A 21,428-nucleotide genomic window follows, 5' to 3' on the forward strand; every position below is an offset into this window, starting at 1 on the left:
TAGAAGAAGGGACTCCTCAAGGTGGTCCGCTAAGTCCTCTTCTCTCTAACATCCTCTTGGATAAACTCGATAAAGAGCTAGAATCCAGAGGCCACAATTTCGTCCGATATGCGGATGATTGTAACATTTATGTTCAGTCCAAGAAGGCAGGGGAAAGAGTCATGAACTCCATCACTGACTTCATTGAAAAGAAGCTGAAACTAAAAGTTAATCGAGAGAAATCGGCAGTAGACCGCCCTTGGAGGCGTAAGTTTCTTGGCTTTAGCTTTACTATTCATAAAGAACCTAAGGTTCGGATAGCAAACGAAAGTATCAAACGACTTAAAGCTAACATAAGAATTCTTACTTCCCGTTCTAAACCAATCCCAATGGAATGGAGAATAAGGAAGCTAAACCAATACCTAGTAGGGTGGTGCAGCTACTTTGCCCTCGCAGACACACCGAGCAAATTCAAAGAATTTGATGAGTGGATAAGAAGAAGGCTACGAATGATTGTATGGAAAGAATGGAAGAAACCGAAGACCAAAGTGAGGAAATTAAAAGGTTTAGGAGTTCACCCATATAAAGCATACGAATGGGGCAATTCTAGGAAGAAATACTGGAGAATCTCCAAGAGTCCAGTCTTACACAGAACCCTTGGGAACTCCTATTGGAGTTCCCAAGGGCTCAAAAGTCTATATGCAAGATATCAAAGTCTACGTCAATTTTAATTGAACCGCCGTATACCGAACGGTACGTACGGTGGTGTGAGAGGTCGGGGGTTAGTCATCCCCTCCTACTCGATTTACATATAGCTTATTTCAAATGATGGAATGAAAAAAAAGTAAAAGAAATTATATTAAATTTCACTATTTGAAATTTTAAGATTGTTCAGAAAAATATTTCCGATTATAGTGTAAAAAGAAATAGATGGAGGTGATGTTTGATTGGATACTCGAGCATTAAGAAATTGTTTTGGTAATTTTGCTACGGGAGTAACAGTTGTAACTTGGGCTGCAGGAGAACAGCAACGAAGTGGGATTACGGTAAACTCCTTTACCTCAGTCTCTTTGGACCCACCACTTGTGTTGGTTTCTATTGATTGCAAAGCAAGAGCATGTGAAGCCTTGAAAAACAAACCATTTGTTATTAACATTTTAGCTTCTGATCAAGAAGCTATAGCTTGGCAATTTGCAGGAAGACCACAAATTGATTTAGAGATGGAATGGGAAGATACCGAACTAGGTCCGAAAATTAAAGGCGCATTGGCAACAATGGAGTGTGAACCATGGCAGGCTTATGAGGCAGGAGATCATGTTCTTTATTTAGGAAAAGTGAAAGCGTTTACAGTTAATGGAGGAAATGCGCTTTTATTTTATAAAGGTAAATTTTATGACAGTAAAGAGATGGAAAAAAAGCTCATTGAGGGTTAATTAGGGGGACGGAAGATGGGGATTAGGACTGGGGAGCAATATATCGAAGCATTAAAATCGAGAAGGCCAGAAATCTGGCTTGGTGGACGAAAGGTGACAGACCTTTACAATGAAGATGTGTTTAAACAACCGATCCATGAGATTGCCAAGCTTTATGATATGCAGTTTGATCCAGCTTATCAAGATAAAATCACGCATGTTTGTGAAGAAACTGGCGAACGAGTAAATAACGCGTTCCTTGTCCCAAGGTCACATGAAGATTTGATGGCTCGAAGCGCATTATTTGAAGCGTTTGCAAGAGCCACCTTTGGATTAATGGGAAGAACGCCAGATTTCTTAAATGTAGTTATTACATCGATGGCAAGCAATTCATGGTTCCTTGATAAATACAATCCAGATTGGTCAAAAAACATTCGAAACTATTACCGATTTGTCCGTGATAATGATTTATTTTTAACACATGCCATTATCAATCCGCAAAATGACCGTAGTAAAGCATCTTATGAACAAAAGGATATATTTACACACTTAGGTACGGTCAAGGAGACAAAAGAAGGGCTAGTTGTTCGTGGTGCGAAAATGCTTGCTACATTAGCTCCGATTACAGATGAAGTTATTATTTATTCATTTCCAGGATTCCAGCCAGGAGATGAAAGATATGCTCTTGCATTTGCGATACCAATTGATACTCCTGGATTAAGAATTATTTGTCGAGAGCAGATGCAAGATGGGAAACGTTCCTTATTTGATCACCCACTCGCTTCAAGATATGAAGAAATGGACGCGATTTTAGCCTTTAATGATGTACTAGTTCCTTGGGATCGAGTGTTTATGTATAACAATGTTGAAGCAGCTAACTCTTTATATCCAATGACTGGTATTGCTCAACAACCAGCACATCAGTCAGGAGTTCGAGGTTATGTGAAGTTAGCATTTGCTACAGAAGTAGCTTGTAAAGTAGCAGATTCTATTGGGGTAGATGGCTATCTTAATGTACAGAACGACTTAGGGGAATTAGTACAGGCGGTTGAGACCATTCGAGCTTTATTACGTGTTTCTGAATATGAATATGAAGTGACGAAAGATGGGGAGTATCGACCTGCACCTGCTCCATTAGAAACCATTCGAGGCTTATTACCAAAAATGTATCCACGGGCTATAGAGGTAATGCAAGTAATTGGTGCTGGCGGCCTTCTAATGTCACCAACGGGATCTGACTTCGATAATCCGGAATTAAGACCGGATTTAGATAAATATTTTGGTGGACGTGAAGGAGTTTCAGCGGAAGAACGTGTAAGACTTTTTAAACTAGCTTGGGATTTATGTGGGGAAGCATTTGGTCAACGTTTGCTTCAGTACGAGCGTTATTATACAGGTGATCCAATTAGAAAAAGAGCAATTTTTTACAACCAATACAAGCGAAAAAATAAATTTGAAATGGCTGAGATGGCACTCAGAAATACGACAAAAACTGAGAAGAATCTAATTTGAAATAAAGGGATTTGACGTTTTTTGTTTAATAATAGAATGTTGTGTATATTCAGACATTAAATAAAAAACAGTGTATAAAAGGAGCGAAAACATGATTTCCTCTGTGCTAAAAGTCTCGAAAATATTGGACTGTTTTACTGGTAATGAGCCGGTATTAGGTAATCAAGAAATTGCAGAGAAATTAGGAATGAATGTAAGTACGGTTCATCATATCGTAAGCACCTTATGTCATGAAGGAATTCTTATCCAGGATAGTCGAAAGAAGTACCGTTTAGGATGGAAGTTGTTAGAGTGGAGTAATCATGTAATGTACCAACAAGAAATTTATAGTGAGGCTATTCCTATAGTGGAGGATCTTGTTCGCCAGTATAACGGGACGGTACATATCGGGATGTTTGATGCAGGAGAAGTGCGTTTCGTGTTAAAGGTATCAGCGAAAAACTCGGTATCTGTTCCAACATTCGTAGGTGCTAGGAAACCGGCTTATTGTACGAGCACAGGGAAAATTCTGCTGTCATTTAATCCAACTTTTATCCAACCTACTATTTCAAAAGGTTTATTGCAACGAGCTCCTAATACGATTACATGTGTTAAAAAATTGAAAAAAGAACTTGATGAAATAAGGGAGCAAGGATATGCCATTAGTAATAATGAAAATGAATTAGGATTATACGGAATAGCAGCTCCTATTCACTCTTATACAGGGCAAACGGTAGCAGCATTAAATATGGTCGGACCAATTTCTTATATGCAAGGAAGTCAAAAGCAGTCTATCATCCAAAGTGTTTTAAAAACTTCACAACAAATCTCAAAAGAGTTAGGTTATATTAGCAATTTATGATAACGCTTACAAATAGGTTTTTGAAGAAGAAAAGGGAGGAATTTTAATGACATTAAAATCAAGAACGTTAAACATTTTACAAGTAATCGAGGATAATAAACATTTATTAAAGCCGCCAGTTAATAACAAAGTGCTTTGGGAAGATTCGGAGTTTATCGCGATGTTACTTGGTGGGCCAAACCGAAGAAGGGATTTTCATGTGGACCCGTCCGATGAATTCTTTTATCAAGTAAAAGGTGATTGCTATGTAGAGTGTATTAATGAAAATGGGGAACGTGAGGTTGTCACAGTTAAAGAAGGAGAAATGTTTATGCTGCCTGCTAATGTTCCTCACTCTCCTCATCGGGTGGCAGACACGTATGGCATTGTTCTTGAAAGAAAAAGAGATACAGGAGAACTGGAAGACTTTGTATGGTTTTGTGACCAATGTAACGAAGAAATGCATCGAGTGACGGTTCAATTGACGAACATTGAAACACAAGTAAAAGGTGCTATTGAACAATTTAATGGAAGTGAAGAACTAAGAACTTGTGAACATTGTGGTCATGTAATGCCAGAGGAAGTAGATGTGTGGAAATGCGAATAGATTTTCATACCCACATCATTCCTAAAGAGTTCCCTGACTTTGCGAAAAAGCATGGAGGAGATCGTTGGCCAACATTACAGCAAACTTGTACATGTGGTGCGAATATCATGGTTGCTGGAAAGGTATTTAGAGAAGTTACCGATCAAGTATGGTGCCCGCATAAACGTATTCAAGATATGGATCGTGAAGGGGTAGATATTCAAGTCCTTTCCCCGATTCCTGTTACCTTTTCTTATTGGGCGGATACTGATGCAGCGCTTGAAATGGCACAGCTCCAGAACGATTTTATCGCTGAAACGGTGAAAGAGTATCCAAAACGATTTATTGGCTTAGGAACAGTGCCTCTTCAAGATACGAAAGTAGCGATTGAAGAAATGGATCGTTGTATGCATGATTTAAACCTAGCGGGCATTGAAATCGGGACAAATGTGAATGGAGAAAATTTAGATGCCCCCCATTTAACGGAGTTTTTTCGAATGGCAGAGGAGTGGAATGTACCATTATTTATCCACCCTTGGGAAACGATGGCGAAAGATAGAACACCAAGACACAATTTCATGTACACAATTGGAATGCCAAGTGAAACAGCCTTAGCTGCAGCAAGTTTAATTTGGAGTGGCGTAATGGAGAAGTTTCCTAAACTGAAAATTTGTTTTGCACACGGCGGTGGATCCTTCCCTTACATTTTACCAAGGCTAGATCAAGGCTGGGACGTTTGGCCACAGTTAAGGTTAACGACTCATCCTCCTAGTTATTATGCAAAAAACTTCTATTTCGACTCGCTTAATTATGATTCGTTAAATACCAAATATTTAATTGATCGTTTTGGGTTAGATAAGGTCATTATGGGTTCTGACTATCCATTTTTATTAAGAGAAATTCCTCCTGGAAAAGTAATAGATGGAATGGAAGACCTTTCTGATCATGACAAAAGCATGCTTTTAGGAAAAAACGCTTTACAATTCTTGAACTTAAAGGAGACCGATTTTGACTATGAATCAAAAGCTGATGACTCCAGAGGAGAAGCTAGAACAATTAGGACTTGAGCTTAAACACATTCGTCCAGCCGTTGGAAACTATATTAGTCATGTCCGAGTTGATAACTTGATTTTTACAGCTGGGCAAGGGGTAGATCAATATCACGGGAAATTAGGTAGAGAATTTACCGTGGCTGAAGGCTATAAAGCATCACAGCAATCTATGTTAAATCTATTAAGTGTACTTAAAGTTGAGCTAGGTGAGCTTAGTAAAGTGAAGCGGATTGTCAAAATGCTCGGATTTGTCAATTGTACGGAGGACTTTACAGATCACCCAAAAGTAATAAATGGAGCTTCTGATCTGTTAGTGGAAGTATTTGGTGAAAAGGGAAGGCATGCTAGGTCAGCGGTAGGCATGGCACAGCTTCCGAACAATACAGCGATTGAAATCGAGTTAATTGTAGAAGTGGAAGATTAAGAGACGCCTTTCTCCTCTAAGGGGGGAGGCACTTTTCGAAAGGACCGGTGGCTACTATGCAGGTAAAAGAAATAAGGAAGAAAAAAGTCCAACCGATTGATTGTCGCCACTTTATTGATGGTGAATACATCGATTCGTTAAATCTAAAAACCTTCGAAAATATCAATCCAGCAACGGAAGAAGTGTTAGGAAAGGTAGCAGAAGGTGGAAAGGCAGAAATTGATTTAGCAGTTAAGGCAGCCAAAAAAGCATTAAAAGGTCCGTGGAAAAAGTTTACAACCAAACAGCGGTCTGATGTTTTAAGAAGAATTGGCGACGGTATTATGAAGAGAAAAGAAGAACTGGCTGCATTAGAAGCACTTGATACAGGTAAACCTTTTGAACTAGCGCTTGAAATGGACATTACTCGATCTGCCTATAATTTTTATTTTTTTGCAGATTTTCTTACCTCAATGGGCGGAGAGTCGTACCAGCAGGATGAGGTAGCACTTCATTATTCCATTCGTCGACCAGTAGGAGTCGTCGGAATGATTAATCCGTGGAACCTTCCACTACTTTTATTAACGTGGAAGCTAGCTCCTTGTCTGGCAGCTGGAAATACGGCAGTTATGAAGCCGGCGGAATGGTCGCCAATGACAGCAACGGTTTTAGCTGAAATTTGCAAAGAAGCGGGAGTACCAGATGGTGTAGTAAATCTTGTACACGGATTTGGGGCAGATTCAGCAGGTTCAGCATTAACGGAACATCCAGATGTGGATGCGATAACCTTTACAGGTGAAACCAAGACAGGTTCTGCCATTATGAAGGCAGCAGCACCAACGTTAAAAAAGCTTTCCTATGAACTAGGTGGGAAAAATCCCAATATTATCTTTGCTGATTCTGATTTAGATGAAGTAATTGAAACGACATTAAAGTCCAGCTTCATGAACCAGGGGGAAGTTTGTCTTTGTGGTTCACGCATCTATGTAGAGAGTACTGTGTATGAGAGCTTTATTGAAAAATTTGTAGCAAAAACAAAAGAGTTACAGACAGGTGATCCGTTCCATCCAGCTACAAAAGTTGGCGCTGTAATCAGTAAAGAACATTATGAACGAGTCCTTTCCTACATCGATATTGCTGTGGAGGAAGGAGGTACGATTTTAACAGGTGGTGCTAGACCTGAGGAATTAGAGAAGGGGTATTTTATCTCCCCTACGATAGTGGTTGGTCTCGATCGAACGGCGAGATGTGTTCGAGAAGAAATTTTTGGTCCGGTTGTTACCGTTCTGCCATTTGAAACTGAAGAAGAGGTAGTAGAACAAGCCAATGACACGCATTATGGTTTAGGGGCGACCATTTGGACGAACGACCTACGTCGCGCCCATCGCGTTGCACGAGAAATTGAGGCAGGAATCATCTGGATTAACACATGGTATTTACGAGATTTACGTACACCATTTGGTGGTATGAAGCAAAGTGGCATAGGGAGAGAAGGCGGGATGCATAGTTTCGATTTTTATAGTGAACTTTCAAACGTCACAGTAAAGTTATAAGCGTAAAAGGAGTGAATGTCATTGGCTATTGAAACAAAAGATCTATCAGATATTTTAATTAGTGCAGAAGAAACCAAAAAAGGAGTCCGTCCTTTAACAGAACTAGCGCCTAATTTAACCATTGATGAAGCATATAGAATCCAGCTAGCAACTATCGAAAAGAAAATATCTGAGGGGCAAGTAATAAGCGGGAAAAAAATCGGCCTAACATCTCTAGCAATGCAACAGTTATTGGGGGTAGATGAACCAGACTATGGGCATTTACTTCATAGTATGGAAATTTGTAATGGAGGAACTGTTTCTCGAGATAGCCTTTTGCAGCCTAAAGTAGAAGCGGAGATTGCTTTTGTTCTGAAGAAAGACTTAATCGGGCCAAATGTGACAGTAGCAGACGTACTAGAGGCTACTGATTATATCCAACCAGCAATTGAAATCGTTGATAGTCGAGTGGAGAACTGGAAAATCAAGCTTTGCGATACGGTTGCAGATAATGCCTCTTCTGGTCTATATGTTTTAGGCGAGAAAAAGTTAGCTCTGGATGAGGTCGACTTGAAGGAAATAAAAATGGAGTTATATAGAAATGGAGTTTTAGAAAATGAAGGGGTTGGCAAAGCAGCATTAGGTAATCCAGCGTACTGCGTGGCATGGCTTGCCAATAAATTAACGACATACGGAATCCACTTAAAAGCAAATGAGGTTATTTTATCTGGTGCGTTATCCGCTGCTGTAAATGCTAATAAGGGAGACGTTTTTTTTGCAAAGTTTGATAGCCTTGGAGAAGTAGAAGTGCGCTTTGACTAAAATAGTATGAACGTTTTGGTAAACCGCCCCTGATGATTGGAGTGCAACCGCCCGCGATCGCTGCCACCTAGCACGGAAATCAACAGGGTGTTCAAAGGAGTCACCGTATTTTCAGGGTAGACACCCATGCAAACCAAATTTGCACCATGGCGGATGAAAATGGAACTCGGATCGTTAATCGCAATGATTCCCCGTCGCCCCTGATGATTGTAGTGCAAGGCGTGAGACTCCTGCGGAAGGCAGCGAGTTTCGGGAGACCCCGCAGGCGCTTTTACGCCGAGGAGGAGGCTCCCGAACCGCCCGCGGAAAGCGAATGCCTGGCACGGAAATCATCAGGGAGTTTAAAGGTGACATCGTATTTTCAGGGTAGCTTCAAAATAGAAGGAAGGGATGAAAAAAAGCGTGAAAAAAATAAAGGTTGGAATTATCGGGTCAGGAAATATTGGGACCGACTTAATGATTAAACTTCACCGCTCTAAAGTGTTGGAAATGACAACAATGATCGGGATAGATTCACAATCAGATGGATTACGTCGCGCTAAGGCGTATGGCCATCACATTATAATGAATGGAATAGAGGGCTTTCTTGAACGACAAGATCTAGCAGATATTTTGTTTGATGCTACATCGGCAAAAGCTCACCTACATCATGCAGAGGCGTTGGAGGGAACGGGAAAACACATACTCGATTTAACTCCGGCTGCCGTAGGACCATTTGTTGTCCCCACGGTAAATTTAAAAAATCACATCGATGCGCCCATTGTAAATATGATTACATGTGGTGGTCAGGCAACTATTCCAATTGTCCATGCTGTGAATCAAATTTGTGATGTAGAATACGCTGAGATTGTAGCAACAATTGCAAGTAAAAGTGCAGGCCCTGGGACCCGTGCTAATATTGATGAATTTACGACAACAACTGCACGTGCTATTGAAAAAATAGGAGGTGCAAAAAGAGGGAAGGCAATCATCATTCTGAATCCCGCAGAGCCTCCAATTATTATGCGAGATACGGTCTATTGCCTTGTGAAAGATGTAAATGGAAAAGAAGCGCAAATCATTCAATCTATCAAAAAGCGAGTAGAAGAAATTCAACAATATGTTCCTGGATACAGACTAAGAACAGATCCAATTTTTGATGGTAATAAACTAAGTGTTTTCCTTGAAGTAGAGGGTGCTGGAGATTATCTCCCTTCCTATTCTGGAAACCTCGATATTATGACAGCTGCGGCAGTGAAAGTCGCGGAAGAAAAGGCAAAACGGTTAATAGGTGAAATGAGCCGAACGATAAAAGCTACATGAAAGGCGGGGTAGCGTGTCAGAGCGCGATTTATGGATCACGGAAGTAGCATTAAGAGATGGTAGTCATGCCATTAGTCACCAATATACGATAGAACAAGTAGAGTTAGTAGCAAGAGAATTAGATAAAGCAAATGTTCCTTATATCGAAGTTGCACATGGAGATGGACTCGGTGGATCCTCCTTACAATATGGACTTTCACTTACAAATGAAATGGATTTGATAAGTGCCGCAGTCAATGTTGTACACCAAGCGAAGATTGCTGTTTTATTATTACCTGGAATCGGAACAGTTGAACATTTAAAAGAAGCCGCGACTCGTGGTGCGAAGGTTGCAAGAATTGCGACACATGTTACAGAAGCAGATGTTTCGAAGCAACATCTCACATACGCGAAAGAAATAGGAATGGAAACGGTTGGATTTCTCATGATGTCCCATATGGCATCTGTAGAAAAGTTAGTAGAACAAGCAAATTTAATGGAGAGCTATGGAGCGGACACTGTATATGTGGTAGATTCTGCTGGAGCGCTTCTGCCCTATCAAGTTAGAGAAAGAATCCGTAGTTTACGCCAAAGCTTAGATGTTCCAATCGGTTTTCACGCACATAATAATCTGTCTTTAGCTATGGCTAATTCGTTAATCGCTATAGAAGAAGGGGCTACTAGAATCGATGGAAGTGTTCGGTGTTTAGGAGCGGGGGCTGGGAATACACAGACGGAAGTTCTGGTAGCAGTCTTAGATAGATTAAATAAAAAAACTGGAATTGATGTGTATAAATTGATGGATGTAGCAGAAGAAATAGTTGCTCCTATTCTAAAAAAGCCACAAGAGATTACAAGAGAAAGCTTACTTCTCGGCTATGCAGGAGTATATTCTAGCTTTTTAATTCATGCAAACCGCGCTGCAAAACAATTTCAGATAGATGCAAAAGACATTTTAATAGAATTAGGCAAGCGTAAGGTAGTAGGTGGCCAAGAAGACATGATAGTCGATGTAGCAGCTGAAATTGCTCAAAAAAGAGTAAACGTTTAAAGGAGGTAAGTTAATAGTGGATTTGTTACAAATAGCTAAGCAGGTTGCACAGCATCAACAAAAGGGTCAAGAGATGGATAAAATAACGTTGTCCCATCCAAAAATGAATACGGATCATGCATATGAAATCCAAAAACTAAGTATGGAGCAAGCAATCGAAAATGGAGATCGATTAATTGGCTGGAAAATGGGTCTTACAAGCAAAGCAAAGCAACTTTCTGTAGGAGTAGAAGAAGCAATATACGGTAGACTTACTTCCTCTATGGAATTAACGGAGTCAACATTGCATGTCGGACCGCTAATTCATCCGAGAGTAGAACCGGAATTCGCCTTTGTACTTAACCGAGAATTAAAAGGAGAACATATTACTGTTCGAGATGTGTGGATGGCAACAGAATGTATTTTTCCTGCAATAGAAGTAATCGATAGTAGATATCGAAATTTTTCTTTCACTTTAGAGGATGTTATTGCCGATAATGCTTCTTCCTCCAAGTTTATTTTAGGTAATCAGGCATTTTCTCCTTATTTTACTTCATGGGATACTGTCGAAGTGAAAATGCGCCGTAATGGAGAAGTTGTTCAGTCAGGGGTCGGTGCAGCTGTTTTAGATCATCCTGTAAAGTCGATTGTCGAACTCGTCAAAATGTTAAATAAAGAGGGTCTTTCTGTACAACCTGGCATGGTCGTTTTGGCCGGTGGGATTACAGAAGCAATTAATGTCTACGCTGGAGATGTAATAGAAGTTCACTATGATAAATTAGGAACGCTCAAGCTGCACATTGAACAGTAGACAGGAGGTAAGTTTCATGCCAATCGCTCATATTCACCTTTTAGAAGGGAGAAGTAGCGAAAAAAAGCAAGTGTTAATTAAAAATGTAACGGCAGCAATAAGTAAAAGTCTCGATACTTCTCCGGAAAAAGTAAGAGTATTACTATTGGAAATCCCGAAAGAGAATTGGGGAACTGCTGGTAAAACAAAGGCGGAAAGCGAAATTTAATAGAGCTTGAAGCTTGGAGGTTAGTAGATGCAGATACACAAAGCCGAGAGCATTAAATTGCCTAAATCCATTGTTACTATAGGAGCGTTTGATGGTGTTCATCGAGGACACCAAACGCTTATTAAGGAAATCGTACAAAAGGGACGTCGTTTTAATCTTCCAAGTGTTGTTTATACCTTTGATCCTCCCCCAAGAGTGTACTTTCAAAATGCCCATATTCTAACGCCAATACATGAAAAAATCAGAAGGATACAAGGATTAGGAATTGATCATTGTATAGTTGCTTCATTCAATGAAGACTATCTGCAAAAAAGTGCTGCACAGTTTATTCAGGAATTGAAGTTGTTAAATCCAATTCTAATTGTCGTTGGAAGTGGATTTCGTTTTGGGAAAAAGCGGACTGGTGATATACACCTTCTAAAGGAGCATTTTCAAGTGAAGGTGATAGAACCTTTCTATTGTTCTGCTGGGGAAGTTATTTCTTCTACAAGAATTAGAGAGTTAGTAGTGAACGGGGAAAATAAACGAGCATTTTCTTTACTAGGTTGGCCAGTGTAATAGAACCTATCTAACACATATGCTCGTAATTGGAATTTTAGGGGGAGTACGATGAAAAAGATGAAACGCAACTTATCGTTAGTATTGGTTATATCACTACTGTTAATTGTGGCTGCCTGTGGAGGAAGTCAATCAAGTGGAGATGGAGCAGATAAATCATATACGTTTAAACTAGCACATATTACACCAACCTCACATATGTGGCATATAGCTTCTGAAAAATTTGCAGAAGAGCTGGAAAGTAAATCTGACGGAAGAATGAAAGTGGAGATTTACCCAGCTAGTCAATTAGGAACCGAAGCAGATATGGTTCAACAAATTGAAGCGGGATCAATTGATTTTGGATTAATCACTGCAGCATACATGAGCTCCCGTTCTCCTTCTTTTGCAGCATGGTTTATGCCTTATGCGTTCAAGGACATTAACGCAGCACATGAGGCAAGAACAACTGATGTTGCAAAAAAGATTCTAGGCACATTAGATGAGCAAGGTCTAATTGGACTAGATTATTTATTTGCCGGTCAACGAGTGATGCTTTTTAAAGATAAAGAAGTATTAACACCAGAAGATATGTCTGGACTAAAGCTTCGAGTAACGCCAAGTCCCCCAATGCAAGATTTTTACCGCTCTGCAGGAGCATCACCTGAAGGCTTACCCCTTCCAGAAGTGTATGCAGCTGTTCAAACTGGTGTAATTGATGGAATGGATATGGATTTAGATGCAGCGATTACGAATAAATATTTTGAAGTAGTGGACTATGGTGCTGTAACAAATCACATGGTATGGCCAGCTGTTGTGACAGTGAATAAGTCTACCTTTGAAGGTATGCCAGAAGCAGATCAAAAAATAATTCGTGAAGCATTAGCGGTAGCGACAGATTTTGCAGTGTCTACGCGTTCTGCTCAAGAGGAAGAATTCAGAACAACCTTAAGCGATAATGGAATGAAAATCTATGATATTCCTGCATCCGTTTTCGCTGATCAAATAGCTGCGTTTGATGAAAAGTATAAAGAGTTAGACCCACTTATCAAGGAATTTATCGAAACATTCAGAAAGTAAATTGTGTTTGATTAGGAAGGGGGAAGACAAACGGATGAATAAAATCAGCGATACAATTGCCGAGGTAGAAAAGTATTTAGGAGCATTTTTAATGCTTTGTATGGTGGTTATTGTTATAGTTGCTGTTGCGTTCCGATACTTCCTTAACTCCCCCTTATCATGGGCAGGGGAAGTATCAATTTTTCTATTAATATGGACTAGTTTTATTGGAGGAAGTTTGGGGTTGAAATATAAGTCCCAAGCTTCTGTCACATTTTTATTAGATTTTGTTTCTGAACGAGTAAAAAAAAGTTTAATTATTCTAGGACATATTAGTATGCTTGGGTTCTTATTTATCATTTTGTACTTTAGTTATAAGTGGATACTATCTCCCAATGTAGCCCTGCAAAAATCTAGTGCTATGTTGTTGCCGATGTGGATCCCTTTTAGCGCAGTACCAATTGGCTTAACCTTTGCAACGATTCATATCATAACAAATCTACTAAACGTGATCCGAGAGGGGGAAACAAAATGACGATTCTCGTAATCTTATTGTTTTTTGTATTCCTGCTCATTGGTATCCCAATTTCCATCGTTTTAGGAATGACAACAGTTCTATACTTTTTACTAGTAGGCAGCCCTGTGTTGCTTCAATCTACTCCAATGCGTTTGTTTTCGGGTCTAGAGAACTTTGGGCTATTAGCGATTCCCCTATTTATGCTAGCTGGTGAGCTGATGAATAGCGGAGGGATTACAACGAGACTAGTAAAATTCTCAAAGGTATTAATAGGCCATGTTCGCGGGGGCTTAGCATATGTAACGATTATTTCTAATATGATTATTGCCTCCATTTTAGGTTCAGCTAATGCACAAGCAGCAATGATGAGTAAAGTAATGGTTCCAGAAATGGAAAAAGAGGGATATAATAAGGAATTCTCTGCTGCCCTTACTTTGGCATCTTCCATTGTTGCTCCGATAATCCCTCCTAGTATGATTTTTATCATTTACGGTACACTCTCTGGAACCTCTATTGGTGGTTTATTTATGGCAGGTATTATCCCAGGTATTATGTATGGAATCGGGTTTATAGGACTAATTGGTTATTTAGGCTACAAGTACAATTTCCCTAAAAGTGAGCGTGCTTCTATCAAAGAAGTGCTAAGGCATGCTTTGTATGTAATCCCTGCTCTCTCTGTACCATTTATTATTATTTTCGGTATTTTAAGTGGTGCATTTACACCAACAGAGTCAGCAGCTGTCGCTTGTTTAATTGCATTATTAGTTGGAACCTTCTTGTATAAAGAATTAAAATGGAAACATATTCCGAAGTTGCTGATTAATACGGTTGTGAGTACTGCGACGGTTACTTTTTTAATCGCAATGGCCAATATATTTGGTTGGATGATTGCTTTTGAACAAATACCACAAATGTTTGCGAATGGATTTTTATCCTTATCAGATAATCCTTTAGTTTTCTTACTACTCGTCAATCTAATGTTACTATTACTTGGAGCGGTGCTAGACGGGATTGCAGCATTAATTATTCTCATTCCAGTATTAATGCCTCTAGTAATTGCATTTAATATTGATCCTATTCATTTTGGGGTTATTATCTGTATTAACTTAACGATTGGTCTTTTAACTCCACCAGTTGGTACAGGACTATTCATCGTATCCTCCATTACAGGAGTGAAAATTGAAAGACTAGTAAGAGCAACCACTCCTTTCTTAATAATGGGGATTTTTATTCTATTAATCATCACTTATTGGTCAGATGCGGTATTAATTATCCCGAGAATGCTTGGTTTTTAAGGAAGTAGTAACTATGAAAATAGTAAAAAGCAGCGCTAACGATTCGCTGCTTTTTGTATGTCGATTTTTTACTCAAATATCGTTCTTCCAACATCTCCACGCACAAAGATATTCCATAATTTTTGTTCAAAATACACGCTAATTTGTTACTAAATAAGTTATAATAGGAAAAAAATGCCGTGTGTAAAGGTGCATAAGGAGCAAAAGATGGAAATAATTTATCAATTAATAGGTGGGATAGCAAACGTTTTTATGATATTTTCAAAGAACGTTACGGAAGAAGTAATTGAAAAGAATATTGAACATTTAAAGCAATATGATTGGTTTACGAGATTTTTAGAAAATGAAAGCTTTCAAAAGTTAATAAGCAAGGATCAAGATGTGCGATACATAATAGGAAAATTAAATCAGAAAAAACTACAAAAAAACCCGAATAAATATGAACAAAAAATCTATCAAGCTTTAGAGAAAGCAAGAAATTAGCAAATTATTTCACGTTAGTCAGGAGAATCAATTTAAATATGAAAGTAGTGGAAATTCTTCGTATTGGCATCATTATTCTTTTCCTAAGTTGGATAGGAAACACCGTTTATTTTGCAAGTCAGCAACTAGATGAGCCGATTGTGTTGCAGCATTTCTATGAATTGCCACTTTCGGACGATTATTATTTTGAAATTTACTATATTACGAATAAAAATGATCCAGTAGATTTAAGTTTTGTTGAATTTCCCGAATTAGAAGAGCTCGACTATCGGCATTTGATAACGAGACATGGGCAAGTACGGGATGAGCAAAATTTTTCGCATCATTCTGTAAAAAGTATTGGTTTTCAAATTCAACATGAAGATATCACCAAGGGGAAATACGACGACATCGTCTTAACGGAAATGAGAACGTTTAAGCCTAATGGTGAAGTCAAGACTTATTCGATTGGAGAAATCAAGCTATATTCAGATAAGCGTGGGCCTTTCGAGATGCATTCTACTGGAAGCTCTAGTGACCACAATGGTTTTGATATGGTGAGAGCTACGGAAAGTATTACTATTACTGATTTGAAATTTTCTTTCCTTGATAAGCTTGAAAATAGTATTCAATTATGGATGAATAAAGAAGAATTACAAATAATAGATTCCCAGATTGATTCTAGTTTATTTCCTAAGGTCTTAAATCAAGGGGACTGGCTCGAAGTCGAACATCGCTTTCAATTCACTGAAGGAAATTTCAATCGCTTCCACCATTATTATTTAGCACCTACTTTATTAGGAAAAACAGCGGATGGAAAAGAGTTTGAGCATCAGTTGTCAATTCAATACCGCCCTTATATTTCGAAAAAAGAGTTACAGGAATTAATCAAAGTGGCTAGTGGTGATCAGGATGAATAGTGGGTTTAACAAAATAACATTGGGATTAGTCATCGTGCTAATTAATATAAATATTGGGTTTATTAATTTACTACCAGATATCATCGGCTACATGATGATTGCTTCTGGGACATCTCAGCTTGGGTTGGAAAAAGCAAGGAATTGGGCTGTTTGGCTTGCTGTACTTTCGCTACCTACCATCTTTAACCTGGGAATGAATTTAATTGATGCAATTCAATTTAGTCCAGCGTTTTTTGCAGAATCTATCTATATTGTTGTTTTAACCATCTTTCATATTCTCCTCATTTTTGAATTGATGAAGGGATTCGTAGCAAAGGCCGAAGAAAAGGGGCTAGTAACGATAGTTGGGAGTACGAAAAAGAGAATCAACATTTATGCCACGGTCTCCTTGATTTATTTAATCACATTTCCATTTATCTTGAACTTGGAGGAGCTAGTGAGTATCACCGTTATCATACTAATTAGTTTCGTCACCTTCTTCATGGAAATCATGATTATTCTATTAGTTCGTCAATACAGAAATATATTAGCAGCATAAAAAAACCGAGCCTTTTGTTGATGGCTCGGTTTTTTCGTCTAATCTATTAAAAAAACATAGAAGCTCCAGCTAGTAGGGTTGTAATTAGCATTACGCCAATCATTAGGTACACGATTACTTTTTGTGTTTTTCTGCTCATTGAGTCTTGTCACTCCTCATTCTTTTATGCTCTTCTTATTGTACATGGAAACTTGTCTATTCTCAAGGTGAGAGATTCTAGAATAAAGGAGGATTTTTGCAGAAAAAGTCGAAATGTTATAGAGTCATAGTTAAGCGACTTACAACAAGGGGGATGGACATGATTAAAAATATAAATCATATTGGGATTGCTGTGAAGTCAATTGAGACAGCGCTTCCATTTTATACAGAAACTTTAGGTCTGACCTTTGAAACAGTTGAGCATGTTGCTAGTCAACGGGTTCGAGTGGCTTTCATTCATGCGGGGAATTGCAAGATTGAATTATTAGAGCCGACATCTCCAGAAAGTGCTGTTGCAAAATTTATTGAAAAACGTGGTGAAGGTATTCATCACGTGGCTTTAAGTGTAGATAACATCGAAGAGCGAATTCAAGAAATGGTGGATAAAGGGATTGCGATGATAGATTCGACATCTCGAGTAGGAGCAGGTGGTGCTAATATTGCATTCATGCATCCAAAGGCAAGCGGCGGGGTATTAGTGGAATTTTGTGAAAAGGCGGCGAAACAACATGACAATTGATATTTATGAAAAGATAAATGAGTTATACGATAAACGTCGCGAGGTCGAGCTTGGTGGCGGAGACGAACGAATTGATAAGCAACATGAAAAAGGGAAGCTAACAGCCAGAGAGCGAATTGAACTTTTAGTAGATGAGGGGACTTTTGTAGAGCTTAACCCTTTCATCGAGCACCGTTGCAATGATTTTGGATTACAAGGAAAAAAAGGTCCGGGAGATGGGGTAGTAACGGGTTATGGAAAAGTAAATGGCAAGCCAATCTATCTATTCTCGCAAGATTTCACCGTGTTTGGTGGGGCATTAGGGGAAATGCACGCAAAGAAAATTGCGAATGTTATGGATATGGCGGCTCAAAATGGTACGCCAATTGTCGGATTGAACGATTCTGGAGGAGCGAGAATTCAAGAAGGTGTCCTTTCTCTTGATGGGTATGGTCACATCTTTTATCGAAATTCTATCTATTCCGGCGTGATTCCCCAAATCTCTGTCATCATGGGACCTTGTGCTGGCGGAGCGGTGTATTCTCCTGCCATCACTGATTTTGTGTTCATGGTGGAAAAGACAAGTCAAATGTTTATAACTGGACCAAAAGTGATTGAAACTGTTACTGGTGAAAAGATTAGTTCAGAAGGATTAGGTGGAGCGAAAGTTCATAATTCAATAAGTGGAAGTGCTCACTTTTCAAGTCCCTCTGAAGAGGAAGTTCTGGCTCAGGTTAGAAACCTCTTAAGCTATCTTCCTCAAAATAATGAAGAGAAGCCAGAGCGCATTTCATGTGAAGAGGGGGATGATTACCGTCCTGAGCTATCAGACGCCATCCCTTTTGATGCAATTAGACCATATGACGTAAGAATTGTAATTAATCAAGTAGTAGATGAAGGCTCTTTTATGGAAATCCATAAAGATTTCGCCAAAAACATCGTGGTTGGTTTAGCAAGATTGAAGGGTGAAGTCGTTGGGCTCGTTTGTAATCAACCAAAAGTGATGGCAGGAGGGTTAGATATCGACTCCTCTGACAAAGCAGCGAGATTTATCCGTTTTTGTGATTCCTTCAATATTCCGCTTATTACTTTTGAAGATGTAACTGGTTTCTTCCCAGGAGTTAAGCAAGAGCATGGTGGAATCATTCGCCATGGAGCAAAGATTCTCTATGCGTACTCTGAAGCTACGGTGCCAAAGCTTACCGTTATTTTACGAAAAGCATATGGTGGGGCTTATGTTGCCTTAAACAGTAAGTCCATTGGAGCAGATCTTGTATTTGCTTGGCCGAATGCGGAGATTGCGGTAATGGGACCTCAAGGTGCTGCAAATATTATCTTTGCACGTGAAATTAACGAAAGCGAAAATCCAGAAGAAACAAGAGCGCAAAAAATCGAGGAGTATCGTGAGAAATTTGCCAATCCTTATGTTGCAGCAAGCCAAGGAATGGTCGATGATGTAATCGATCCAAGAGAAACAAGAATTAAACTCATCCAGTCTCTCGAAATGCTGCGTAACAAAAAAGAATCTAGACCATTTAAAAAGCATGGGAATATCCCACTTTAATGTAAGGAAGATAGTAGGTGCATCCTGCTATCTTCTTTTATAGCAGATGAGAGGAAGAAGCCTGTTGATTAATCTAGTGAGTGTGAGAAAAGAAGAAGAGGAAGTTTTACAACGGCTCATTCAATTCTATATCTATGAGTTTACAAGATTTAATGACGATATTAAGTTAGAAAACGACGGTAGCTATAAGCCGTTTGATTTACAAAAATATTGGCAGATAAACACGTCTTACCGTGCATTTTTTATCAACTATCAGAAGGAAATAGTCGGGTTTGCCCTTTTAGAAGAAGGCACAGGAGACTCTCCGAATGTAATAGAAGAATTTTTCATCATAAGGAAATACCATGGAAAAGGCTTTGGTCGAATTGCTGCCCAAAGGCTATTTTCGATGTTTGAAGGGAAATGGCAAGTTTTCCAAATTCAAAACAATTATCCAGCACAAGCATTTTGGCGCAAAACAATCCGAGAATTCACTAGTAACTCCTATCTAGAACGATATGATGAGCATAGACGGTCTATTCAGGAGTTTGATACACGCCAATTGGATTAAGGGAGCTTGTTCCGTAGAAAAGTTTTTCTCAAATAGGTTATAATAAGGAAGGATTTAAAAAGTGGTAGGAGGAACATACATATGATTAATAGAGACAGATTAGTTGAAGAATTTTTAGAGCTTGTTCAAGTAGATTCTGAAACAAGATTTGAAGCTGAAATTTGTAAAGTATTAAAAGAGAAATTCTCTGCTTTAGGTGTTAACGTAATAGAAGATGACACAATGAATGTAACAGGGCACGGTGCTGGTAACCTTATCTGTACGCTTGAAGGGACAAAGACAGGAGTAGACACTATCTATTTCACCTCCCACATGGATACAGTTGTACCTGGAAAAGGAATAAAACCTTCCATTAAGGATGACTATATTGTAACAGATGGAACAACAATTTTGGGGGCAGATGATAAAGCTGGCCTTGCAGCAATGTTAGAGGCAGTAAAAGTACTAAAAGAAAACAATATCGAGCATGGAACGGTACAATTCATTATCACAGCTGGGGAAGAATCAGGACTTGTTGGAGCTAAAGCACTCGATCCGGCAATGGTAACAGCGAAATATGGCTTTGCTTTAGACAGTGATGGAACAGTCGGCAACATTATCGTTGCTGCACCTACACAAGCAAAAGTAAAAGCAACTATTTATGGAAAAACAGCTCATGCTGGTGTTGCTCCAGAAAAAGGAATCTCTGCCATTACGATTGCAGCAAAATCCATTGCGAAAATGCCACTAGGTCGTATTGACGAGGAAACAACTGCAAACATTGGTCGCTTTGAAGGTGGCGGTCCAACAAACATTGTGTGCGATCGCGTAGATATCTTAGCAGAGGCACGTTCTCTAGTACCTGAAAAGATGGAAGTGCAAGTTGCCAAAATGAAAGAAGCTTTCGAAACAGTTGCAGTAAATATGGGTGGACGTGCAGAAGTAACCATTGATATTATGTACCCTGGTTTCAAATTTGCAGCAGGAGATCACGTAGTAGAGGTTGCCAAACGTGCTGTTACAGCCATTGGAAGAACTCCTGAGTTACAAAAAAGTGGCGGCGGAAGCGATGCGAATGTAATTGCTGGATTCGGTGTTCCGACTGTCAACTTAGCTGTTGGCTACGAAGAAATCCATACAACCAATGAAAGAATGCCAATTGAAGAATTAGTTAAAACGACAGAGCTTGTCGTAAGTATCATGAAAGAAGTTGCAAAGTAAGTAAGGGAAGCTTGGTGAAATGCCAAGCTTTTTTTTCATGGTTGAATTATAATGAAAGAAAAGCGTTGATAGGAGAAAAGTCATGGAACCTAAAAAACTAGTTATCTTTCAAGCGAATGAAGAAGAGTATGGTGTTTCTGTGGAGTTTGTCGTTTCCATTGAAAAACTAGCTAGCGTAACACCGATCCCTGAAATGCCTACCTTTATGAAAGGTCTTATGAAGGTAAGAGATGAATTGATTCCAGTACTAGATACAAGCCAGATACTTTTTAATACACCTACGACTCTTACCGAAAAAACGAGAGTAATTGTTGTGCAAACGACTGATCTTTCTGTTGCTCTATTAGTAGAAGATGCAAAGGAAATCCTAGATGTGCAACAAGAAAATATTCAACCGCTTAGTTTAATTGCGGCCAACACTACCGCCTATATAAGTGGAATGGTAAATTTAGAAAACCGATTAATTGCTATTATTGATCCTAGTATACTAGTTAATAACCTTAGCGAAATAGAAACAATTAAAGAAGAAGTAGAAAAGCAAGCAACTAGTTAAAAAACACTTAACGGTAGTAAGGAGGTTCTCTTTAGGTAGGAGGGTACCTCTTTTTTTAGTTTGAGTAGTGATAATCTTGCTAGTTCAC

At 39.0% G+C, this 21,428-nt stretch carries 26 protein-coding genes; 25 read left to right on the forward strand and 1 reads right to left on the reverse strand.

What is annotated here, in order from left to right; translation table 11 throughout:
• The 20 genes from BK580_RS08385 to BK580_RS08480 form a co-directional block, all read left to right on the forward strand.
• Positions 1–710: group II intron maturase-specific domain-containing protein (locus BK580_RS08385; RefSeq protein ID WP_268877368.1), on the forward strand; the 710-nt coding region annotated here is incomplete at its 5' end.
• 216 nt (positions 711–926) lie between these two features.
• Positions 927–1,412 carry a flavin reductase family protein gene (locus BK580_RS08390; RefSeq protein ID WP_078379888.1) on the forward strand — a complete coding sequence of 162 codons (486 nt, stop codon included), beginning with the start codon at positions 927–929 and terminating at the stop codon, positions 1,410–1,412.
• 15 nt (positions 1,413–1,427) lie between these two features.
• A complete protein-coding gene (locus BK580_RS08395) occupies positions 1,428–2,903 on the forward strand; it encodes a 4-hydroxyphenylacetate 3-hydroxylase family protein (RefSeq protein WP_078379889.1) in 1,476 nt (491 codons plus the stop codon).
• A 91-nt stretch (positions 2,904–2,994) separates the two neighbouring features.
• A complete protein-coding gene (locus tag BK580_RS08400) occupies positions 2,995–3,744 on the forward strand; it encodes an IclR family transcriptional regulator (RefSeq protein WP_078379890.1) in 750 nt (249 codons plus the stop codon).
• 46 nt (positions 3,745–3,790) lie between these two features.
• Positions 3,791–4,330, forward strand: a complete 540-nt coding sequence (locus BK580_RS08405; protein WP_078379891.1) for a 3-hydroxyanthranilate 3,4-dioxygenase — start codon at positions 3,791–3,793, stop codon at positions 4,328–4,330.
• On the forward strand, positions 4,321–5,376 hold the full coding sequence (locus tag BK580_RS08410; RefSeq protein WP_078382694.1) for an amidohydrolase family protein: 1,056 nt from the start codon (positions 4,321–4,323) through the stop codon (positions 5,374–5,376). Before BK580_RS08405 ends, BK580_RS08410 begins: the two co-directional genes overlap by 10 nt.
• A complete protein-coding gene (locus BK580_RS08415; protein WP_078379892.1) occupies positions 5,324–5,785 on the forward strand; it encodes a RidA family protein in 462 nt (153 codons plus the stop codon). The genes BK580_RS08410 and BK580_RS08415 overlap by 53 nt, the downstream gene beginning before the upstream one ends.
• A gap of 56 nt (positions 5,786–5,841) precedes the next feature.
• Positions 5,842–7,317 carry an aldehyde dehydrogenase gene (locus BK580_RS08420; RefSeq protein ID WP_078379893.1) on the forward strand — a complete coding sequence of 492 codons (1,476 nt, stop codon included), beginning with the start codon at positions 5,842–5,844 and terminating at the stop codon, positions 7,315–7,317.
• A 15-nt stretch (positions 7,318–7,332) separates the two neighbouring features.
• Positions 7,333–8,118 (forward strand): 2-keto-4-pentenoate hydratase, encoded by a 786-nt coding sequence (locus BK580_RS08425; RefSeq protein ID WP_078379894.1) that lies wholly within the window; start codon positions 7,333–7,335, stop codon positions 8,116–8,118.
• A gap of 402 nt (positions 8,119–8,520) precedes the next feature.
• Positions 8,521–9,420, forward strand: coding sequence for an acetaldehyde dehydrogenase (acetylating) (locus BK580_RS08430; protein WP_169864872.1), 900 nt, complete (start codon positions 8,521–8,523; stop codon positions 9,418–9,420).
• A 13-nt stretch (positions 9,421–9,433) separates the two neighbouring features.
• Positions 9,434–10,450 (forward strand): 4-hydroxy-2-oxovalerate aldolase, encoded by a 1,017-nt coding sequence (gene dmpG, locus BK580_RS08435; RefSeq protein WP_078379896.1) that lies wholly within the window; start codon positions 9,434–9,436, stop codon positions 10,448–10,450.
• A gap of 16 nt (positions 10,451–10,466) precedes the next feature.
• Positions 10,467–11,240, forward strand: coding sequence for a 2-keto-4-pentenoate hydratase (locus tag BK580_RS08440; RefSeq protein WP_078379897.1), 774 nt, complete (start codon positions 10,467–10,469; stop codon positions 11,238–11,240).
• Between the two features lie 16 nt (positions 11,241–11,256).
• Positions 11,257–11,448 carry a 2-hydroxymuconate tautomerase gene (locus BK580_RS08445; RefSeq protein ID WP_078379898.1) on the forward strand — a complete coding sequence of 64 codons (192 nt, stop codon included), beginning with the start codon at positions 11,257–11,259 and terminating at the stop codon, positions 11,446–11,448.
• Between the two features lie 27 nt (positions 11,449–11,475).
• Positions 11,476–12,006, forward strand: coding sequence for an FAD synthetase family protein (locus BK580_RS08450; RefSeq protein ID WP_078379899.1), 531 nt, complete (start codon positions 11,476–11,478; stop codon positions 12,004–12,006).
• 51 nt (positions 12,007–12,057) lie between these two features.
• Complete coding sequence (locus tag BK580_RS08455; RefSeq protein ID WP_078379900.1) at positions 12,058–13,065, forward strand: TRAP transporter substrate-binding protein; 1,008 nt, start codon at positions 12,058–12,060, stop codon at positions 13,063–13,065.
• 34 nt (positions 13,066–13,099) lie between these two features.
• Positions 13,100–13,579: a TRAP transporter small permease gene (locus BK580_RS08460; protein ID WP_078379901.1), complete on the forward strand. Its 480-nt coding sequence runs from the start codon at positions 13,100–13,102 to the stop codon at positions 13,577–13,579.
• Positions 13,576–14,856 carry a TRAP transporter large permease gene (locus tag BK580_RS08465; RefSeq protein ID WP_078379902.1) on the forward strand — a complete coding sequence of 427 codons (1,281 nt, stop codon included), beginning with the start codon at positions 13,576–13,578 and terminating at the stop codon, positions 14,854–14,856. The genes BK580_RS08460 and BK580_RS08465 overlap by 4 nt, the downstream gene beginning before the upstream one ends.
• A 207-nt stretch (positions 14,857–15,063) precedes the next feature.
• Positions 15,064–15,339 (forward strand): hypothetical protein, encoded by a 276-nt coding sequence (locus tag BK580_RS08470; RefSeq protein ID WP_078379903.1) that lies wholly within the window; start codon positions 15,064–15,066, stop codon positions 15,337–15,339.
• A gap of 38 nt (positions 15,340–15,377) precedes the next feature.
• Positions 15,378–16,238: a hypothetical protein gene (locus BK580_RS08475; RefSeq protein WP_078379904.1), complete on the forward strand. Its 861-nt coding sequence runs from the start codon at positions 15,378–15,380 to the stop codon at positions 16,236–16,238.
• On the forward strand, positions 16,231–16,776 hold the full coding sequence (locus tag BK580_RS08480; protein WP_078379905.1) for a hypothetical protein: 546 nt from the start codon (positions 16,231–16,233) through the stop codon (positions 16,774–16,776). Before BK580_RS08475 ends, BK580_RS08480 begins: the two co-directional genes overlap by 8 nt.
• 46 nt (positions 16,777–16,822) lie before the next feature.
• Here BK580_RS08480 and prli42 read toward each other — a convergent pair whose 3' ends face one another.
• A complete protein-coding gene (gene prli42 / locus BK580_RS23530; protein ID WP_169864875.1) occupies positions 16,823–16,915 on the reverse strand; it encodes a stressosome-associated protein Prli42 in 93 nt (30 codons plus the stop codon).
• A 159-nt stretch (positions 16,916–17,074) separates the two neighbouring features.
• Between prli42 and mce the strand changes: the two genes are divergently transcribed.
• The 5 genes from mce (at position 17,075) to BK580_RS08505 (ending at position 21,340) form a co-directional block, all read left to right on the forward strand.
• The gene (gene mce / locus BK580_RS08485; RefSeq protein ID WP_408055240.1) at positions 17,075–17,494 is read left to right on the forward strand and encodes a methylmalonyl-CoA epimerase; all 420 of its coding nucleotides are present in this window, start codon (positions 17,075–17,077) and stop codon (positions 17,492–17,494) included.
• Positions 17,490–19,037 (forward strand): acyl-CoA carboxylase subunit beta, encoded by a 1,548-nt coding sequence (locus tag BK580_RS08490; RefSeq protein ID WP_078382695.1) that lies wholly within the window; start codon positions 17,490–17,492, stop codon positions 19,035–19,037. The genes mce and BK580_RS08490 overlap by 5 nt, the downstream gene beginning before the upstream one ends.
• A 64-nt stretch (positions 19,038–19,101) precedes the next feature.
• Positions 19,102–19,587 (forward strand): GNAT family N-acetyltransferase, encoded by a 486-nt coding sequence (locus BK580_RS08495; RefSeq protein ID WP_078379907.1) that lies wholly within the window; start codon positions 19,102–19,104, stop codon positions 19,585–19,587.
• Positions 19,588–19,668: 81 nt separating this feature from the next.
• Positions 19,669–20,787: a M20/M25/M40 family metallo-hydrolase gene (locus tag BK580_RS08500; protein WP_078379908.1), complete on the forward strand. Its 1,119-nt coding sequence runs from the start codon at positions 19,669–19,671 to the stop codon at positions 20,785–20,787.
• A gap of 82 nt (positions 20,788–20,869) precedes the next feature.
• Positions 20,870–21,340 (forward strand): chemotaxis protein CheW, encoded by a 471-nt coding sequence (locus BK580_RS08505; protein WP_078379909.1) that lies wholly within the window; start codon positions 20,870–20,872, stop codon positions 21,338–21,340.
• The last annotated feature ends 88 nt before the right edge of the window (positions 21,341–21,428 follow it).

This window comes from Sutcliffiella halmapala, from assembly GCF_002019665.1.
Classification (GTDB): domain Bacteria; phylum Bacillota; class Bacilli; order Bacillales; family Bacillaceae_I; genus Sutcliffiella_A; species Sutcliffiella_A halmapala.

What these genes read in the sequence shown, in the direction of transcription:
- BK580_RS08395 (WP_078379889.1), top strand. Translation starts at nt 1,428, where the DNA reads ATGGGGATTAGGACTGGGGAGCAATATATCGAAGCATTAAAATCGAGA.
- BK580_RS08425 (WP_078379894.1), top strand. Translation starts at nt 7,333, where the DNA reads ATGTCATTGGCTATTGAAACAAAAGATCTATCAGATATTTTAATTAGT.
- BK580_RS08450 (WP_078379899.1), top strand. Translation starts at nt 11,476, where the DNA reads ATGCAGATACACAAAGCCGAGAGCATTAAATTGCCTAAATCCATTGTT.
- BK580_RS08455 (WP_078379900.1), top strand. Translation starts at nt 12,058, where the DNA reads ATGAAAAAGATGAAACGCAACTTATCGTTAGTATTGGTTATATCACTA.
- BK580_RS08465 (WP_078379902.1), top strand. Translation starts at nt 13,576, where the DNA reads ATGACGATTCTCGTAATCTTATTGTTTTTTGTATTCCTGCTCATTGGT.
- BK580_RS08480 (WP_078379905.1), top strand. Translation starts at nt 16,231, where the DNA reads ATGAATAGTGGGTTTAACAAAATAACATTGGGATTAGTCATCGTGCTA.
- BK580_RS08415 (WP_078379892.1), top strand. Translation starts at nt 5,324, where the DNA reads ATGAATCAAAAGCTGATGACTCCAGAGGAGAAGCTAGAACAATTAGGA.
- BK580_RS08500 (WP_078379908.1), top strand. Translation starts at nt 19,669, where the DNA reads ATGATTAATAGAGACAGATTAGTTGAAGAATTTTTAGAGCTTGTTCAA.
- BK580_RS08505 (WP_078379909.1), top strand. Translation starts at nt 20,870, where the DNA reads ATGGAACCTAAAAAACTAGTTATCTTTCAAGCGAATGAAGAAGAGTAT.
- BK580_RS08405 (WP_078379891.1), top strand. Translation starts at nt 3,791, where the DNA reads ATGACATTAAAATCAAGAACGTTAAACATTTTACAAGTAATCGAGGAT.
- BK580_RS08445 (WP_078379898.1), top strand. Translation starts at nt 11,257, where the DNA reads ATGCCAATCGCTCATATTCACCTTTTAGAAGGGAGAAGTAGCGAAAAA.
- BK580_RS08475 (WP_078379904.1), top strand. Translation starts at nt 15,378, where the DNA reads ATGAAAGTAGTGGAAATTCTTCGTATTGGCATCATTATTCTTTTCCTA.
- BK580_RS08470 (WP_078379903.1), top strand. Translation starts at nt 15,064, where the DNA reads ATGGAAATAATTTATCAATTAATAGGTGGGATAGCAAACGTTTTTATG.
- BK580_RS08410 (WP_078382694.1), top strand. Translation starts at nt 4,321, where the DNA reads ATGCGAATAGATTTTCATACCCACATCATTCCTAAAGAGTTCCCTGAC.
- mce (WP_408055240.1), top strand. Translation starts at nt 17,075, where the DNA reads ATGATTAAAAATATAAATCATATTGGGATTGCTGTGAAGTCAATTGAG.
- BK580_RS08400 (WP_078379890.1), top strand. Translation starts at nt 2,995, where the DNA reads ATGATTTCCTCTGTGCTAAAAGTCTCGAAAATATTGGACTGTTTTACT.
- prli42 (WP_169864875.1), bottom strand. Translation starts at nt 16,915, where the DNA reads ATGAGCAGAAAAACACAAAAAGTAATCGTGTACCTAATGATTGGCGTA.
- BK580_RS08420 (WP_078379893.1), top strand. Translation starts at nt 5,842, where the DNA reads ATGCAGGTAAAAGAAATAAGGAAGAAAAAAGTCCAACCGATTGATTGT.
- BK580_RS08460 (WP_078379901.1), top strand. Translation starts at nt 13,100, where the DNA reads ATGAATAAAATCAGCGATACAATTGCCGAGGTAGAAAAGTATTTAGGA.